Below are 18,051 nucleotides of genomic sequence, written 5' to 3'. Positions count from 1 at the left end.
ACGGCCCTACGGGCCTCCACGCATCCTACGCGCCTGGATCAAGCCTCCGCGCGCGCAGCGCGCCACCTTCGAAGCCGAGCCGTCCTCGTGCGGGCTTCGCCCCAATTCCGGCCAGCGCCACCGGATCCTCCGACCGAGTCTTCGCGAAGTCCGCTCCGCGAAGGGGCCAGCCCCCTCCCGGATCCAGTCCTGAAAGCCCGGATCGTGGGACTTTGACGTTGAAAAGCGCTTTTTCGTATCTTTTTTCGCTTTGAAAAAAAGGTACTCGCCGAAAGTGCCTGCGAAGCAGGCCGGGCGAAACCGCAGTTGACTTGTCGAGGCCCCCAAACCGCCCGGTGGCGCCAACCCACGCGACGCCGGTCAGGCTCTCCCTGACTCCTCAGCCGTCAGGCCTCAGATCTTGAACTCCGCCACCGCCGGCGCATGGTCGCTCGGGCGCTCCTTGCGGCGCGGTTCCTTGTCCACGTAGCTGGTGGCGCAGTGCAGTTTAAGCGCATTGGAGCAGAGCACCAGGTCGATTCTCAGTCCCAGGCCACGACGGAAGGCCGCGGCGCGGTAGTCCCACCAGGAGAACGTCGCTTCGGGCTGCTCGAACAGCCGGAAGCTGTCGTGCAGGCCCAGGTCGAGCATTCGCGCCAGCGCTTCGCGCTCGGGCGTGGAGCACAGGATCTTCTCGTGCCAGGCTTCGGGATCGTGCACGTCGCGGTCGTCGGGGGCGATGTTGAAGTCCCCCATGACCACGAGCTTGTCGTGCCGAGTCAGTTCGTCGGCGATCCAGTTGTGGACCGCCTCGATCCAGCGCAGCTTGTAGTCGTACTTGTCCGAGCCGACTTCCTTGCCGTTGACCACGTAGAGGTTGATCACGCGAACGTCGCCGACGGTCGCGGCAATCACGCGCTTTTGCTCGTCGGGAAAGGCCGGAATCTCGGTGACGACATCGAGCGGTTCCTCGCGCGCGATCAACGCCACGCCGTTGTAGGTCGGCTGGCCGGCGAAGGCGACGCGATAGCCGGCGGCTTCGATGGCCTCGACGGGAAACTTGTCGTCGGTGAGCTTGGTTTCCTGCAGCCCGAGCACGTCCGGGCGCTGGTGTTCCATCCAGTCGAGCACCTGCGGCAGGCGCACCTTGAGCGAGTTGACGTTCCAGCTTGCGATTTTCATGGGGCGAAAGTGTACCCGATCGGGCGTCAGTGGCCGCAACGTTCGAGGGTGGCTTCCAGGTCCCCGGCCAGGGGCAGGCGGTGGTCTTGCGGGTGCAGGGCCACGCGCAGGGGCAATCGGCGGGCGAGCAGCCGGTTGAACGCGTTGGACGCCTTCAGTACCGGTACCTGCCAGGCGCTGGCGGCCTCGAAGCCGACCAGGGCGCTGCGGCGCACCGCGCCGCTGGCGATATCCAGGTAGCCGCTCATGGTCTCCACGCGCGTGAAGCCGGTTGGCTTGAGATCGTTCGCGCGGACGCGGCCCAGGGCCCAGGCCGGCGGTACGTAGAGCTCGGGAGCGGGCAAGCCGTGCTCGATGAACCAGCGCCGGTTGCGCGTCATCAGCTCGACGATGCCGTCGCGCTCGAGCGCCAGGTGCTCGGCGCAGTCGCGGGAGACGAACAGGCTGTGGAGGCGATGCCTGATCCCGCGGATATGGCGCGCCCGGTGCGTCCAGCCGTGACCGGCGAGCGCATGCCCGGCCGCTGCCCAGTCGCGCAGGCGTTCGATTGCGGACGACGACCAGTCCCTGCCCGGAACGACCAGCAGGGTGACCGGGCCGGGACAGTGATGTTCGATCAGGGCGAGCTGTTCGGCCACCCGTTCGAGCGTTTCGGGCATGACATCGTGGATGGAGATGTCAGGTCGCACGGGCGACCTCGACCAGGGTCCGCAGCCATTGTGCTCTGCCTTCGTCGCGAATCGCCGAGTAGGCCGCCACGCCGGCCCGCGCCCGGTCTCGCCGATCGTCGACCGGCGTGTCCACCAGCGCATCCAGCGCGCGCACCATGGCGTCGGGTTCGTCGGGGTCGAAGCGATAGAGCACGCGATCGAGTTCGGGCCATTCGCCGATGCCGCAGTGCGTGGACACCAGGGCCGGGCGGGCACAGGCGACGGCTTCGAGCGCGACGGTACCGAAGGATTCGACGTCCGAGGGCAGCACCAGGGCATCGTGCTCGGCGAGGAGCAAGGGGATGGATTCACGCTGGACCCAGCCGAGGTGATTGACGTTGTCGTGCTCGCGCGCGGCCGCGGCGACCTGTTCGCTCAGCGGGCCGTGTCCGGCAAAGCTGAAGCTCAGCTCCGGGCGCCTGGGGGCGGCGTCCAGCAGGCGGTCGATGCGTTTCTCGGCGGCCAGGCGGCCGACGAAGAGGATCTTCTCTACCGGGCCGGCGGCCGGCTCCGGCGGCTGGTCGAAACGCTCGGGCAGCAGGGTGGCGGCCAGGGCGGCCCGCCGCGCTCCCAGCCGCCGGGCCAGTTCGACCATGCTGTCGGAATGGGCGAGGGTCAGGGCCGCGCGCTCGAACAGCTTGCGATTGCGCGATTCCAGGTAGCGCGTGGCCACAGCCGTCATCAAGCGGCTCCAGTAGAGCTCGCTGAGCGCCTCGAAGTGCGTGTGGAAGCCGTAGATGAAGGGAATGCCGCGCCGCCGCGCGAGCCGGGCGCCGGTCATGCCGTAGGGGCCCGGCGTGGCGATGATGACCACCTGCGGTTTCATCCGATCGAATACCCGGGCCATGCGCCAGCCCGCCGGCAGCGCCGCCTGCTGCGTGCTGTCGCCGGGCAAGGGAAAAGCGAGCAGCGGTTTCGGGCCGTAGCCGGGCGCCAGCAGTTCGATCGCGGCCACCGAGTCACCGATCTGCTCGATCAGGTCGCCGTAGTACGAGCCCACGCCGTTGCGCTCGACGGCGGCATCGCAGCAGATCAGAACGCGCAGGCGGCCGGCGTCAGTCACGGGAAGCGAATCGGTCTCGGGTGAAGTCATGACGCGCAAGGATATCGGCAAATTGCCCGGCGAGCCATTCCGGGTCCAGGTTGCTGTCGGCCAGCCGGTGTCGGTGTGCCGAGCGGTGGCGTTTCGATTCGAGCGCGCGCGCTTCCAGCCGGTCGGCAAAAGTCGGCGCCGGTTCCACTTCCAGGCGCGCCAGGGTCCGCGCAACGGCCGCGTGCAGGTTGGCCCGGATCTCGACATTGTTGAGCAGCGCGATTCGCTCCCGCGGCAGCCGATCGGCTTGCTCGAACAGGTTGTTGAAATAAAGCGCGAACAGCTCGACGAAGCGGCGGTTGAAGCGCCGGGGGTCGGCATCGCTGGCAAAGAAACGCAGCGAATCGGCGAGCGTGCTCAACTGCGAAGACAGTGCCTGCCCGGGTTCGCGCAGGCAGACGATGAACCGGGCATCCGGGAAGGTCTCGGACAGGCTGCCGACCAGGCCGGCAAAGCTGGCGTTCTTGGACAGGAAGCGCCGGTCCGGGCCATGCACGTAGAGATGGCGCTGCACGGCGCGCCGGTAGTAATCGAGTTGGCGCCGCCGAAAGGCCGTATCGCCGTCGGTGTCGAGCCGGGCCATGCGCCACAGGTCCGGCGAATCGGGGAACAGCACGACCAGCACGAAACAGGTCATCGGAGGCAGCAGGCAGAAGAAGTCTTCCTCGGGCTGGTCGAGCCGCACCGGGTGGGTGTCCTCGAACGAACCGGCCAGGCGCCGCAGCACGAAATCGAGCAGACGGCCCAGCGGGCGGCCCAGCGCGGCGTCGAGACGGCCGGCGAGTCGCCAGAGCTTGCGCCAGGTGACAGACAGCGCGAAAAAGCACTCCCAGGTGGCGAATGTCGTGCTGCGCTCGTCCTCGGCCAGCACGCCGTGCAGGAACGTCGTTCCGCTGCGGGGAACGCCGACGACGAACAGCGGATGCCTGACCTCCACCTTTCGGTAACCGCGAAAGAGCACTTCGTCCAGCGCCAGGCCGAGCCATTGATAGAGATTGAGCAGGAACAGCACGGGCAGGACGGCGAGCATGACCAGGCCCCGTCGCAGTGATCTCCGACCCATGCCGTCGCGCGGCGGCCAGAGGGCCCGAGCCCACAGGCGTATCAGTCGCCACTGCGATTCAAGGAAAAGCCGCCACATGGCCCCATTGTCGCCTAGGCGGGCGCCTTGCGGGTATTGATGCGTTCGATCACCTCGGGCACCCGGTCGGCGCCGACCGCCCGGTCGAACAGGAAGCCCTGGCCGAACCGGCAGCCGATCGATTTCAGTTTTTCACGCTGTTCATCGGTTTCGACGCCTTCGGCGAGCGTGCGAAAGCCCAGCGCCCGGCCGAGCGCCACGATGGCCTGGCAGATGGCCGTATCCCGGCTGCTGCGATCGAGGGTCCGGGTAAAGCTCTGGTCGATCTTGAGCGTGTCGAAGGGTAATTCCTTGAGGTAGGCCAGGGACGAATAACCGGTGCCGAAATCATCCATGGCGATGCCAAGTCCCAGCCGCTTGAGGCCCTGAAGCAGCTCGGAAGCCGAATCGCCCGAGCCCATGATGAAACTCTCGGTCAACTCCAGTTCCAGGTAGTGGGCAGGCAGCTCGCATTGGTCCAGAACCTGCTCGACCATGTCCCGCAGGTCGCTTCGCTGGACCTGCACGCCCGAGACGTTGACCGACAGCAAACCGAAGTCGATGCCCTGGTCCAGCCATGATCGCGCCTGGCTGCAGGCGGTTTCGAGTACCAGCCGGCCCAGGTCGATGATCAGGCCGGTGTCCTCGGCGATGGGAATGAAGCGCTCCGGCGAGAGCAGGCCCAGGTCGGGATGCTGCCACCTTACCAGCGCCTCCAGGCCCACCACGCGTTCGGATTCGAGGTCGACCTGGGGCTGGTAGTGGACGATCAGTTCACGGCGCTCGATGGCCTGTCTCAGCTGGGCCGCCAGCAGGACGCGGTCGTGTGCGTACTGCCCGTGTTCCTCGCTGTAGTGCCGAACGAGGTTGCCGCCCTCGCCCTGGGCCTGGTGGGAGGCGGCGTCGCTTTGCTGCAACAGGGCCTCCGGATCGCAGCTGGACTGCCAGCCCACGGCGATGCCGACGCTGGCGGTGGCGAACAGGACGCGGTCGTTGACCGTGATCGGCTCGGCCAGGGCCGCGCGGGCGGCCTCGGCCAGGGATTCGGCGTTCGATCCTCCGGCCAGCAGGACGGCGAACTCGTCGGCTCCGATGCGAGCGATGAGATGCTGCGGCGCCAGCACTGCCTGCAGCCTCTGCGCGGTTTCCTGAAGCACCTGGTCCCCGGCCTGAAGGCCCAGGCTTTCGTTGATGTGCTTGAAGCCGTCGAGATCGATATGCAGCACGTGGACGGCGTGATTGCGTCGCCTCACGCGCGCCAGGGCCGACTTTAGCCGGGCAAGGAACATCACCCGGTTGGGAAGCCCTGTGAGCAGGTCGTGGTAGTAGAGCTTCTCGATCTTCTGCTGCGAGCTGTGCAGCTCGCTGAGGTCGGTGATGACCGCCACGTAATGCGTCAGCCTTTCCTGGTCGTCGCGCACGGCGTTGATGCGGGTCAGCTGCGGGTAGAGGCTGCCGTCCTTGCGCCGGTTCCACATCTCGCCCTGCCAGCGGCCTTTCTCGCGCAGCCCTTTCCAGAGTCGGCGGTAGAACGAGCGGCCCTGGCGGCCCGACTGCAGGAGACGCGGGTTCTCTCCGACAACCTCGGCCTCGGCGTAGCCGGTGATGCGGCTGAATGCCCGATTGACGCCGACGATACGACTGCTGGCGTCTGTGATGATGATGCCCTCGCCGGTGTTCTCGAACACCGTCGCCGACAGGCGCAGGCGCTGCATGCCCTGGCGCCTGAGCGTGATGTCGCGCGCGATGACCAGGATGCCGGATCGGTCGTCATGTTCGATCGGAACCGAGGACACTTCGACGTGGATGATGCTGCCGTCGGCGTGCAGCATGTCCACCTCGGCCGGTGGCACGCCGTCGCCGGTGACCGCCATCCTGGAAATGCGCGATCGGGCGAGTTCGCGAAAGTCCGGGTGGATATAGTCGAGGACCCGCCGGCCCAGTAGTTCGTTTTCGTCCCGCAGGCCGAGCAGGCGTGCGGTTTGATGGTTGGCGTAGCTGAAAGCCAGGTCGGAGTGGATGAAGATCGCGTCGGGGGCGGCCTGGATGACTTGCTGGAACTTGTGCTCGCTCTTCTTCAGCGCGCGCAGTGTCGCCAGGTACTCGCCGGCGTCGTGAACGATCGAGTAGAGCAGCTTGCGGCCGTGATGGTCGATCAGTCCACTCTGCACTTGCACGTCGCGCACGCTGCCGTCGGCAGTGCAGTGCCGGAACAGGAACGTATTGCGCTTTTCGTGCCGGGCCTCGTCCATCCGGCGCCGGACTTCGGCATCACCGAGCTGGTTGATCTCGGAGATGCGCATGCTGCGCAGGGTCTCGCGTGACCAGCCGTAGAAGCGGGCGGCCGCCGGGTTGGCGTCGACGATCCGTCCGTCCGACGGATCGATCAGCAGCATGACCGAGTAGTTGTTCTCGAACACGCTGCCGGCGCCGTTGTTCATGCCCGGCATCCGGCAAGCCCTGTGGTCGACATCGGATGGCGCTTCATGCGCCGGGCGGGCATTTGAGGCGATCGGGTCATGCCGCGGGTTTCTCCCCTTTTCGAGAAATGGCTACTGAGCGCGCCGCGAACGATAGCACGTTGCACGAAGCCCGGGCAGGCGCCTTCGGGGTCCGCTGTGAGACGTGTCACGGCCCGGCGCCGGTCTTGCGGGATGCCTCAATCTCCGGCCGCCAGCGTCGCTCTCGCTTCCCGGCTGCAGCGGTTGATGGCGTCTTCCAGGCGCTGCGTCATCGCCGGCGAGCGCGCGTCGGTTTCACGATCGACGATGATCGGGTCGCCCCAGTAGATCAGTACTTTCGCGAACGGGGTCGGCAGCTTCGCCTGGTCCCAGGAGCGGTGCAGGGGCAAATGGCGGGTGCAGGCCATCGCGCAGGGAAACACGGGCAGGCCGGTCATGCGGGCCAGCTCGAGCACGCCGGGCTTGGCCTTGTGAACCGGCCCGCGCGGTCCGTCGACGGTGATGACCGGTGACCAGCCGCGTCTTGCCAGGCGCAACAGGCCGCGCAGCGCGCTCGAACCGCCCCGGCTCGATGAGCCGCGCGCGGTTTCGAAGCCGAGCCTGCGCAGGACGTAGTCCATCAATTCGCCGTCCTTGCTCCACGACGTCATGGTGGCCAGGTGATAGAAGCGGGAGAAGCAGATCAGGCCGAACTCGTCGCCGTGCCACATGGCAACGACGAAAGGCTGGCCCTTGTGCATCCGCTCGAGCATGGCCGGGGGCTCGCGCCGGCGCAGTCGCCAGGTCGCGCTCCAGCCACGGTAGACGGCGTATACGATTCTTGGAAGGATGACGCGGCGAAACATGATGCCGCGCATGATACCCCGGCGGCACCCGGGCGGGTGCCGCCGGCCCGATCACTCAGTCGTCGGATTCCTCGCTCGATTCGTCCTCGAAGTCGCCGGCGACGGCATAACTGAGCCGCTCGGGATCGAGGTGCTCGCGAACCGCCTCACTGACATCCTCGGCGCTCAATTCCGCGACCTTTTGCTCGAATTCGGCCTGGTGCTGCATGTCGCGGTCGAGGTAGAGATGGTTGTTGAGCATCGACGTCAGCTGGCCGTCGTCGCTGCGCGCCAGCTCGAGCTGTTGCAGGTAACCGCGCCGGCCCTGCTCGACTTCCTCGGTGTCGAAGCCGTCGTCGACGGCGGCGTTGAGCTCTTCGAACAGCACCTCGACCAGGCGCTCGCGGTTTTCCGGCGCGTACATGGCGTACACGAAAAGGGAGCCACGCTCGTCGATGCTGTTGGCGTTGATGCGACCGCCCACGCCGTAGCTCAGGCCCTCGGTGTCACGAATGCGATCGGCCAGGCGCGAGCTCAGGAAGCCGCCGCCGAGCAGGTGGCCGGCCAGCGACAGCGCCGGGTAGTCGGGATGCTCGTCGCTCATCCGGATGGGCTGGCTGCCGAGCAGTCCGGCGTTGGCCTTGTCGTCGAGCTGTGCTTCGAGCGCGGCCGGTTCGGGCTCATGGTAGGGACGTTCGTAGCGCTCGAAGGCGATCTCCTGGTCCCAGTCGGCAAACAGGGATTCCAGCTGCCCGCGCAGCTCCTCGGGGTCGAAATCACCGACGAAGCTGATTGTCGTACCCGGGCCGAAACCGTAGAAGCGCTGGTGGAAGTCGACAAGCTGGTCGCGCTCGACCGCCTCGATCCGGGCTTCGGCTTCCTCCCAGCTGGGCGTGTATTCGGGATGCTCCGGCGGGTAGTGGTTGCTGTGGCGACCGAGCATTCGCGAGGCGGCCGACATGGGGTCATCGCGCGACTGGTCGAGCTGGGTCAGCTGCTGGCGCCGCAGTTCGGACAGCTCCGATTGATCGAAGGTCGGGTTGCGCAGCACGTCGGCGGTCAGCGTGAGCAAGTCGCCGAGATTGTCGCGGACGCTTTCCATGCTGGCCGAAACCGTGGCGCCGCCGTTGATCGACAGGGTCGACTGCAGCTCGCTGACGCGGTCGCGAATCGCCTGGCGATCGTAGTTCTCCGACCCTCGCATGAGCATCGCGCCGGTCGTGCCGGGCACATCGCCCATACCGGTCAGACTCTCGAGGGTGCCCGTGCGCATGACGATGCGGCCCTCGACGCGATCGCCGCGCGTTTCCTTCGGCAGCAGCACGACCTTCGCGCCGTTGGCCAGCTCGAAGCGAACCAGTCGGCTCTCGATGTTCTCGGCCGTCGGGTCGAAGGACTCGCCCTGGCTGCGGCCTTCGCGGCCCTGGTAGTCGGCCAGCAGTTCCTCGGTTTCGGGTGCTTCGGGAATTTCCGCGCGCTGGGGGTCGCTGTCGGGGATGAACTGGCCCAGGGTGCGGTTGTCGCGTTTGAGGTACTTGTCGGCCACGCGCACGACATCGTCGACGGTGACCTCGTCGAGCCGGTCGCGATTGAGAAACATCAGGCGCCAGTCGCCGCTGGCGGCCCATTCGCTCAGCTCGATGCCGACGCGATTGGAATCGTTGAGCGTGACTTCGACGTTGCGCTTGAGCGCATTGACTGCCCGGCTGACTTCCTCCTGCGTCGGCGGATTGTCCGCCACGGCATCGATGGTGTCGATCAGGGCCTGGCGCGCGGCTGCGAGATCGTCGTCGCGATCGACCTGGGCGAAAGTCATCAGCAGGGAGGGCTCGCCCAGCGCCATGGAGAACGCGCCGACCTGGCTGGCCAGTTCTTGCTCGACCAGGGCCTGGTGCAGTCGACCGCTGGGGGCTTCTCCCAGCACATGGGCCAGTACCTGGATGGCGGCGTAGTCGGCATGAGCGGAGGCCGGCACGTGCCAGGCGCCCATGACCATCTGGAATTCCCCGACACGGCGGACGTTGACGCTGCGTTCGCCGTCCTGGGCCGGGTCGCGCGTGTAGGTCGGCCACAGTTTCATGTCGCCGCTGCGTTCAGGTTCGGGGATGGCGCCGAAGTGGTTCTCGACCAGTTCCAGCGCGCGCTCGGGCTGGAAATTGCCCGACAGGATCAGGACGGCATTGTCGGGCTGGTAGTAGCGGCGGTAGAAGTCCTGCAGGCGCTCGACCGGCACGTTCTCGATGTCGGAGCGTGCCCCGATGGTCGAGCGACCGTAGCCATGCCACATGTAGGCGGTGGCCATGACGCGCTGCATCAGCACGCGGAACGGGCTCGTCTCGCCGATCTCGAACTCGTTGCGAACGACCGTCATTTCCGACTCCAGGTCCTCGCCGTCGATCAGGGAATTGACCATGCGGTCGGCTTCCATGCGGATCGCCCACTCGAGGTTTTCCTCACCTGCCGGCAGGGTCTGGAAATAGTTGGTGCGGTCGTACCAGGTCGTGCCGTTGGCGCGTCCGCCGCGCTCGGAGATCTCGGCCTTGATGTCCTGGTGGTCGGGCGTACCGTAGAACAGCATGTGCTCGAGCAGGTGGGCCATGCCCGTCTCGCCGTAGCTCTCGTGCTTGGAGCCGACGAAGTAAGTGATGTTGATGGTCGTCGTCGGCCGGCTGCCGTCGGGCATCAGCAGCGCCTTCATGCCGTTGTCGAGCCGGTATTCGGTAATGCCTTCCACGCTGGTGACCGGTTCGATGTCGCCGGCCTGGGCGCCGGCCAGCAAGGGCAGCGTCAGGAGCAGTGAGAAAAGCCAAAGTCTGCCGTTACACGCAAGCTTCTGCATGAGAGAGTCTCCGTTCATGAGCATTGGATCGGGCGCCCATCATGCCGCATCGGCGGTCACGATGAGCGTGACGAAAGTCATGGTCAGCCGCCGGCTTCGTCCCCCCAGACGGACTCCAGGCGGTCGTCCCGGCCGCAGCGCCAGCGGTAATACTTGTAGCGCACCGAGTTCTCCTGGTAGTAGTTCTGGTGGTAATCCTCGGCGGCGTAAAAGGCTTCGAAGGGCTCGATGGTGACTTCGATCGGCTGCTCGAAGCGCCGCTCGATACGGGCCAGGCTCGCGCGCGCCAGGCGCTCCTGCCGATCGTCATGCACGAAAATCGCCGGTCGGTAGCTCTCACCGCGGTCGCAGAACTGTCCGTCGCCGTCGAAAGGATCGACGTTGGGCCAGTAGATCTCCAGCAGCTCCTCGTAGTCGACCTTTTCCGGATCGTAGACCACCTGGACGACTTCCAGATGGCCGGTGCCGCCGCGAACGACCTGGTCGTAGGTCGGGTTCTCGACCTGCCCGCCGCTGAAGCCGGAAATCGTCTCGACCACGCCGTCTACCTTGTCGTAGGGCGGCTCCATGCACCAGAAGCATCCCCCGGCAAAGGTCGCCCGGGCATACGCCGTTTCATCCGCCCCGGCCAATTGCGCGCCTGCAAGCAGGATGAACGCGACGGCCGCGGTGAAGGTATTCAGCGATCTGCGTTTAACTGCGTTCATCGGCGTTTTCACTGATTCACCCGGCCTGGCGCAATTCGGGCAGCGATTCGCCCTCGGGCACGAAATCGAGCGCCACCCCGTTGTTGCACCAGCGCTTGCCGGTCGGCTCGGGGCCGTCGTCGAAGACATGGCCCTGGTGGCCGCCGCAGCGCGCGCAGTGATACTCGGTGCGCGGCCAGATCAGGCGGAAATCCTTGCGGGTCTGCATGTGATCGGGATGAATGGGCTGGTAGAAGCTGGGCCAGCCGGTTCCCGATTCGAACTTGTGCTCGCTCGAGAACAGGGGCAGGAAGCAGCCGGCGCAAATGTAGGTGCCCACGCGCTTTTCGTCGTTCAGCGGGCTGCTCCCGGCGCGCTCGGTCGCCTCGCGGCGCAGGACTCGATACGCCTCCGGCGAGAGGAGCTCGCGCCAGCGGGAGTCGTCGAGTTTGAGGGGTTCGAACGACATCGGCATCGAATTCATGGTCTCTCCTGCAAGACTGCGAGTGGGCAGGCCGCCCAGCCAGAGCAGCGGCAGCGAGCTTGCTGCCAGCCCGAGCAGGCGCCTGCGGGAACCATTGCGGATTGACGTTTTCATTACCGCATTGGATCAGATTCAGCGTCAGTAGTTCGTCAAGAGCCTCTCGGTGGGTTGGGCGTGAGACGACCTGGGCACTGTCGCTCAGACTTCGATTTCGGCGAGGTTGCCCTTTTCCTCGAGCCAGGCCCGGCGGTCGGATGCACGCTTTTTGCCCAGCAGCATGTCCATCAGGGCGTCGGTCTGGGCCGGGTCGTCGACCGTCAGCTGCAGGAGCCTGCGGGTGTCGGGGTCGATGGTCGTCTCGCGCAGCTGCAGCGGGCTCATCTCGCCCAGGCCCTTGAAGCGCGTTTCGGTGACCTTGCCCTTGAGCTTTTCGGCCTCGATGCGGGCGAACAGGCCCTGGCGCTCCTCGCGGTCGAGGGCGTAGAAAGTCTGCTTGCCCACGTCGATGCGAAACAGCGGCGGCATGGCCACGAACACGCGTCCGGCATCGACCAGCGGTCGGAAGTGCTTGAGGAACAGCGCCGAGAGCAGGGTGGCGATGTGCAGGCCGTCGGAATCGGCGTCGGCCAGGATGATGACCTTGCCGTACCTGAGTTTGCTCAGATCGTCTGAGCTCGGGTCGGCGCCGATGGCGATCGCCAGGTCGTGGACTTCCTGCGATTGCAGCACCTGGGCCGGGTCGGTCTCCCAGGTATTGAGGATCTTTCCCCTGAGCGGCATGATCGCCTGGTACTCGCGGTTGCGCGCCTGCTTGGCGCTGCCGCCGGCCGAATCCCCTTCCACGAGAAACAGCTCGGTTTCCTCCAGGTCGGTCGAGGCGCAGTCGGCCAGCTTGCCGGGCAGGGCGGGGCCGGCGGTGACCTTGCGCCGGGCGACCTTCTTGCGCGCTTTCTGGCGCTTGAGGGCATTGTCGATGGCCAGTTTCGCGATCGTCTCGCCGTCGCTCACGTGCTTGTTCAGCCACAGCGCGAAGGCGTCCTTGACCACGCCGGAGACGAAGCTGGCGGCCGAGCGCGACGACAGGCGCTCCTTGGTCTGGCCCGAGAACTGCGGATCCTCGAGCTTGATCGACAGCAGGAAGCTCAGCCGCTCCCAGACGTCTTCGGGCGCGAGCTTGACGCCGCGCGGCAGCAGGCTGCGGATCTCGCAGAACTCGCGCAGGGCTTCGATCAGGCCCGTGCGCAGGCCGTTGGTGTGGGTGCCGCCGGACGGTGTCGGAATCAGGTTGACGTACGACTCCTGGACCAGTTCGCCTTCGGGCACCCAGCTCAACGCCCACTGGGCCTCCTGGTCGGCGCCGGAGAACTCGCCGGTGAACGGCTTTTCGGGTACGCGTTCGAGGCCCTGGAGGCTTTCGGTCAGGTAGTCGGTCAGGCCGTCTTCGAACTGCCAGGTTTCGACATCCTTGTTGACGCGGTCGTCGAGTTTGACTTCCAGGCCGGGGCAGAGAATGGCCTTGGCCTTCAGCAGGTGCTTCAGGCGCGGGCGGGAAATATTGGGCGAGTCGAAGTATTGCGGGTCGGGCCAGAAATGTACCCGGGTGCCGGTATTGCGCTTGCCGACCGAGTCGACGACGGTCAGCGACTTCTCGGTTTCGCCGCCGGCGAAGACGATCTCGTGTTCCTCGCCGCCTCGCTTGATGCGGCAGACCAGTTTCTTCGACAGGGCGTTGACCACCGAAACCCCGACCCCGTGCAGGCCGCCGGAGAACTTGTAGTTCTTGCCCGAGAACTTGCCGCCGGCGTGCAGGCGCGTGAGGATCAACTCCACTCCGGGCAGCTTGTGCTCCGGGTGGGGGTCGACCGGCATGCCGCGGCCGTCGTCGGTGACCTCGACCGCGCCATCCTCGTGCAGGATTACTTCGATATGCTTCGCGTAGCCGGCCAGGGCTTCGTCGACGGCGTTGTCGACCACCTCTGCGACCAGGTGATTGGGCCGGGTCGTGTCGGTATACATCCCAGGCCGGCGCCGGACCGGCTCCAGGCCCTGGAGGACTTCGATATCGGACGCCTGGTAGGCGTTGCTCATGGAGATTGCTTCCCGGTGCGGATGACTGGCGCCTCATTATGGCGCAATCGACCGGGTTTTAGTCGGCGTAATCCTCGAAGCTTCGCATGCTGTTCAAGGCCTCGGTCTCGAGCCTGTGTCGATGCTCCAGGAAGTCTTCCCACAGGGCCTGGTAGGTGACGAGGTCGTCTTCACGGTCGAAGCGGACTTCGTTGTCGACGATTCGCCATTCCTCGCGTTTCGACTCGAGAAAAGTCAGAACCCGCTCAAGGTCCCCGATCGACTTGCTTACTGGTTGGATCGTCTGCTCGAAAGAAACTTCCGGGTCGCCGGTGAATGGCTCGACAAGGAGCGTCAGGGTCTCGTTGTCCATTCGGGTGTCGCGTTCGAGCCGCCGGTAGGCCGCAGACAGTTCTTCATGCACCCGCCGTGCCCGCTCGCGTTGCTTGTCGAAGGCGGAGCGGCTGCGCTCGAAGCGCTCCCGCGCTTGCTCGAGTGCCCGGTCATCTTCCAGCGAATCAGGCATCAGGGCAACGACGGCCTCGGAGAATAGCCGGTTGACGTGGGGGCCCCGCCAGTTTTGCACAATCGCCTCGAGAGACCGCCGATGAAAAGTGGCTACCCGGGCGAGGTCGCCCGAGAAGTCGCTGAAAGGCGCTTCCAGGGCTGACTTCACCGCTGGACCGCCAGCACCGGTCCGCCAGTATTCCGCGAGCAACGCATATCGGGCGCCAATCTCGCCGAGCAGGTCGGCCGTTCTGTCGTCGAGTTGCCCGACCGCTTCGGCACAAGTCTGTCCGGCGGCATCCGGCAAGCGAAAATTGATCGTCTGCACGGCTTCGCGTTCGGCCCGCTCGCCTTCGCGGCAGGCCGGGATAAAGCGCCACTGCTCGATCGTTTCCACGGTGGACCGGTCGAAAATCCCTTCGGGCTTGCTCTCGAGGATCTCGATGTCCTTCGGCTTGCCCTGACGGTCGATCGTGAATGCCGCCTTGACCCTGCCCGTCACGCAGAACATCTGCGCAGAATGCGGATAGTAGGGTTCCTGGCGGGAGAGAACTTCGACATCGCGATCTTGAGCCGAACATTCCGGTAGCGTGTGGTTGGTCGCCTCGGCGAAGGCGCCGGTCACGATCAACAGTCCCCATCCCCCAATCAGCACATTCTTCCGGATCACTACAATCTCCATGTGTCCAACACCGATTTCAATTTAGCATCGCCAAACCGCTCTCGGCAATTTGGTGGCAGGTCTGTCATGAAGATCATCCTCAGCCGCAAGGGCTTTGACTCGTCGGCCGGCGGCGTACCCAGCCCGATCCTGCCGGACGGGCGGATCGTGTCGCTGCCGATTCCCGATCCGCGTTCGCCGCTGCGCTACGGCCAGATCGGCAGTCCGGGGCGTGACATCGGCGCCCTGGTCTCGAACCTGACCGGCGGGCGGATACGGCGCAGTTCGCGCGCGCATCTGGATCCGGACCTGGTCGCGGCCGACCGTCCGCGACCGGCCGGCTGGCGGCCGCTCTTCGGCCAGGAAGGCGCGGCCCAGGGACACCTGCGCAACGAGGGCGTCGGACCCGGCGATCTGTTCGTCTTCTTCGGTCTGTTCCAGCGGGTGGTGAGACAGCGTGGGCGATTTGTCTTCGACTCGGCCGCGCCCCGCCTGCACCTGATCTGGGGCTGGCTGCAGGTCGATTCCGTCGTGCCGGTCGGCGAATGCCCGGATTCGATTCGGCGCCGGGTCGGCGAGCACCCCCATTTCCAGCACGCGCCGACACCCGACAATGTCCTCTACCTGGCCCGCCGGCGCCTGGCGCTGCCCGGCTTCGGGCGGCCGGGCCTGCCGGGCAGCGGAACCTTTCCGCGGCTGAACCGCCTCCTCAGGCTCAGCGACCCGGCCTCGGGGCGGCCGAGCGATTGGCGGCTTCCCGCGTGGATGTCGCCGTCGGGCATGCAGGTCGCGCCGTCCTACCATCGCCAGTCGTCGCGCTGGTCCACCGTCGACGGAATCACCCGCCTGCGCTCGGCCGCCCGGGGCCAGGAGTTCGTCTTCTCGACCGACCATTATCCGCGCGCCGCCGCCTGGCTGGAGGCACTGATTGCGCGCCTGGGTCGGGGGTGAACCGCCGATGAGGTGCCCGCTGCCTTCACGCAGGTGAAGATGTACGGCGCGATCCGGGCGGAAATTACGTCATGTATGGATGAAAGGTCGGCGCGTGTTTCCAGAGCGCGTGCGCGCGTCGGCATTGGTTTCTACGCACGGAGGTGCACCATGTATCCAGAATTCCTGAACCAGACAGCCCGCGCAGGTCGCAGAGGGCTAATACCGGCGATTGCGCTGGCGGCCTTGTTGGCGGCGAGTCAGTTGCACGCCGCCATCGCGCTGTTCGTGGTCCCGGACGAAGCCGCGGGCTCACCGGGCAACACCAGCACCAGCGAGCCTTTCGGAGCCACAGGGCAGTGCACGAATGGTATGCGATTCCAGCAGATCGTTAGCGGCGACGCCATCAGCGGCGGCAATATCAGTGGCCTCGCATTCCGCCTAGACGATGGCGAGTCGGCGCTCGGTTCGGTGACCTACGGCGACACCACCATCAAACTGTCGTCGACGACCCGCACGCCCGGCAATATGAGCAAGACCTTTGCCGACAACGTCGGTTCCGACGAGACCCTGGTCTTCCAGGGCGACCTCACGGTGTCGGCTGGCACGGACTCGCCGACCAACCCATTCGATTTCCAGCTGCCGATCGACGTGCCCTTCAATTTCCAGGGATCGCCGCGCAACCTGCTTATCGACATCACGGTAGAGGACTGTCCGGCCGGCGCCGACGGCTACTTCTTCGATGGCGACACGCGGGATGTCAAGAGCGAGTACGCCTTCGACAAGGACGCTGCCTCGGCGGCCGCCACCACCAGTGATGGTGGGCTGGTTACGGAAGGGGTCATTTCATCGCCGCCGCCGCTTCCTCCTCTTTATGCCTGCCCCTTCGATGGCACCGGCGGCGACAATCTCGGGCGCGGCTTCTATGTCGAGGACTTCCCTGCCGAACGGCTCGACGAGGTCACCCTGCAGTACTATCCAAAAGCCGCCGGAAACTACAAGCTCGAGTTGACTGCCCGCGAGGGCGCCTACGACGGTCGGCTGATCGGTCGACGGACGGTTTCCTTCAATTCTTCCAGTGGCAGTGACGTCGTGCGCCAGACCTATGACTTCGGCGGCGCGACGGTTACCGAGGGTGCGGTGGTTGCCTTCAGCCACGAGATCGTTCGACAGCCCGGTAGCGCTGGCATCAGCTACGACGTGGCCAATGGTTCGGGCGGCTGCACCGATATCGTCCAGACCCACGGTACGTCGCCGCCGCTCGATTCCTCTCGCCGAGACAACGTTGGCCTTCAGATCACGACCGTGAGTCGGCCACGCGGCCTGGGCGGCAACTGGTCGGTGTTCGGGCACGACGGCGAAGGCTTCATGATCGACGTGACCGAGAGCAACCAGCTCGTCGCCATCTGGTTCACCTACGATGACGCCGGCAACCAGATGTGGCTGACCGGCGTGGCCGAAAACTTCGAGGGCAGCCAGGCGACCATGAGCGTCAACCAGGTCACCGGCCCGGTCTTCGGTCCCGACTTCGACAGTTCCGACGTCGTCATCAGCGACTGGGGAACGCTGTCCTTCACCTTCGACGACTGCGAGGAAGGCACGGTCCACTACAACTCGACCAGTGGCTTCGGCTCGGGCGTCTACGAGATCGTCAAGGTCTACAACACCGAGCAGCAGATGTGCCCGTAGCCCTGAGGCAATATTGATACCCACTGTGAATCGAATCCGGGGCCATCCAAGCGGGTGGCCCCGTTTTCGCAAATGGGGCGGCGACTGCTGCTTTCCAGTACGCTGCCGGTCGAGCATTGAACGGCGGTTCATCTCGGGAGCCAAATCGTTCTGGATCTGCGAACGGCGGGTATGGTAACAGTGGCTGGCATCCCCCTTTGCTCGCTCCGGCTGAAGTTCCTTACGCGCTAACGTTTGCAGATGGGGTTAGTTATTCGTTTTACGAGATGGCTGACGTTTGGACCGCACATGCGGAAGCATTTTATGGTAGTCACGGCATCCACCTTGAGTTTAGGCGAACATCTCTCGCCCAGAATCCCAATGCTCTCGTTGTCAACGTCGTAGGGATGACGGAGAGGAGTGGGGTCAGTGATACCTGGTTTGGAAAGATTTCACATATGGATATAAGGTGGTCAGCACCTGGGGCAGTCTTTACCCATGAGGTAGGTCACGCATTTGGTCTCGATGATAGGTACATTGAAACGCCTAACGGCACGGTTCCGGCTGATAATTATCGCGGAAATATGATGGCCGATTTTGGCCCCTCCTTAACCAATGATCAGATATCGGTGATAAGGGCAAACACGGCGGGGGGTTGGGATCCGCGATTGGAGAGGAAGAATTGGTAATGATGATTGGAAGAGCTGCAGTGCTGTTTGCCTTGCTAGCCCCCGTAAGTTGCTCCTCAAGTGGTGATGTCGAAAGGGTTGGTGGCTCTAAGTCGATGATTGCGACTACAGTAGCGGTCGTCCTGTCAGAGTCTGCTTGTAGCGGGGTAA

Annotated in this window: 13 protein-coding genes; 2 read left to right on the top strand and 11 right to left on the bottom strand. The window is 65.2% G+C overall.

What is annotated here, in order from left to right; genetic code table 11:
• Window positions 1-393: 393 nt before the first annotated feature.
• The 11 genes from xth to ACDC67_RS13915 form a co-directional block, all read right to left on the bottom strand.
• Window positions 394-1,161: an exodeoxyribonuclease III gene (xth, locus tag ACDC67_RS13965; protein ID WP_376694106.1), complete on the bottom strand. Its 768-nt coding sequence runs from the start codon at window positions 1,159-1,161 to the stop codon at window positions 394-396.
• A gap of 26 nt (window positions 1,162-1,187) precedes the next feature.
• A complete protein-coding gene (locus tag ACDC67_RS13960) occupies window positions 1,188-1,850 on the bottom strand; it encodes a DUF2334 domain-containing protein (RefSeq protein ID WP_376694104.1) in 663 nt (220 codons plus the stop codon).
• The gene (locus tag ACDC67_RS13955) at window positions 1,840-2,934 is read right to left on the bottom strand and encodes a glycosyltransferase (protein ID WP_376694101.1); all 1,095 of its coding nucleotides are present in this window, start codon (window positions 2,932-2,934) and stop codon (window positions 1,840-1,842) included. Before ACDC67_RS13955 ends, ACDC67_RS13960 begins: the two co-directional genes overlap by 11 nt.
• A complete protein-coding gene (locus ACDC67_RS13950) occupies window positions 2,927-4,105 on the bottom strand; it encodes a sulfotransferase (RefSeq protein WP_376694100.1) in 1,179 nt (392 codons plus the stop codon). Before ACDC67_RS13950 ends, ACDC67_RS13955 begins: the two co-directional genes overlap by 8 nt.
• A gap of 14 nt (window positions 4,106-4,119) precedes the next feature.
• Window positions 4,120-6,525: a sensor domain-containing protein gene (locus tag ACDC67_RS13945; protein ID WP_376694098.1), complete on the bottom strand. Its 2,406-nt coding sequence runs from the start codon at window positions 6,523-6,525 to the stop codon at window positions 4,120-4,122.
• Between the two features lie 218 nt (window positions 6,526-6,743).
• On the bottom strand, window positions 6,744-7,403 hold the full coding sequence (locus ACDC67_RS13940; protein ID WP_376694096.1) for a lysophospholipid acyltransferase family protein: 660 nt from the start codon (window positions 7,401-7,403) through the stop codon (window positions 6,744-6,746).
• 43 nt (window positions 7,404-7,446) lie between these two features.
• Window positions 7,447-10,209, bottom strand: coding sequence for a M16 family metallopeptidase (locus ACDC67_RS13935; RefSeq protein ID WP_376694095.1), 2,763 nt, complete (start codon window positions 10,207-10,209; stop codon window positions 7,447-7,449).
• A gap of 83 nt (window positions 10,210-10,292) precedes the next feature.
• A complete protein-coding gene (msrA, locus tag ACDC67_RS13930; protein ID WP_376694093.1) occupies window positions 10,293-10,916 on the bottom strand; it encodes a peptide-methionine (S)-S-oxide reductase MsrA in 624 nt (207 codons plus the stop codon).
• Window positions 10,917-10,932: 16 nt separating this feature from the next.
• On the bottom strand, window positions 10,933-11,493 hold the full coding sequence (msrB, locus tag ACDC67_RS13925; RefSeq protein ID WP_376694091.1) for a peptide-methionine (R)-S-oxide reductase MsrB: 561 nt from the start codon (window positions 11,491-11,493) through the stop codon (window positions 10,933-10,935).
• Between the two features lie 84 nt (window positions 11,494-11,577).
• Window positions 11,578-13,467, bottom strand: coding sequence for a DNA topoisomerase IV subunit B (gene parE / locus ACDC67_RS13920; protein WP_376694089.1), 1,890 nt, complete (start codon window positions 13,465-13,467; stop codon window positions 11,578-11,580).
• Between the two features lie 58 nt (window positions 13,468-13,525).
• On the bottom strand, window positions 13,526-14,623 hold the full coding sequence (locus ACDC67_RS13915) for an energy transducer TonB (protein WP_376694088.1): 1,098 nt from the start codon (window positions 14,621-14,623) through the stop codon (window positions 13,526-13,528).
• A gap of 78 nt (window positions 14,624-14,701) precedes the next feature.
• Here ACDC67_RS13915 and ACDC67_RS13910 point away from each other — a divergent pair, with 78 nt between their 5' ends.
• Together ACDC67_RS13910 and ACDC67_RS13905 are read left to right on the top strand one after the other, a co-directional pair.
• Window positions 14,702-15,565: an Nmad3 family putative nucleotide modification protein gene (locus ACDC67_RS13910; protein ID WP_376694086.1), complete on the top strand. Its 864-nt coding sequence runs from the start codon at window positions 14,702-14,704 to the stop codon at window positions 15,563-15,565.
• Between the two features lie 228 nt (window positions 15,566-15,793).
• Window positions 15,794-17,233 (top strand): hypothetical protein, encoded by a 1,440-nt coding sequence (locus tag ACDC67_RS13905; protein WP_376694085.1) that lies wholly within the window; start codon window positions 15,794-15,796, stop codon window positions 17,231-17,233.
• Window positions 17,234-18,051: the final 818 nt, after the last annotated feature.

The sequence above is a fragment of the Wenzhouxiangella indolica genome (assembly GCF_042310355.1).
In the GTDB taxonomy this organism is placed as follows: domain Bacteria; phylum Pseudomonadota; class Gammaproteobacteria; order Xanthomonadales; family Wenzhouxiangellaceae; genus Wenzhouxiangella.
This window is presented reverse-complemented; position numbering and strand designations above follow the sequence as displayed.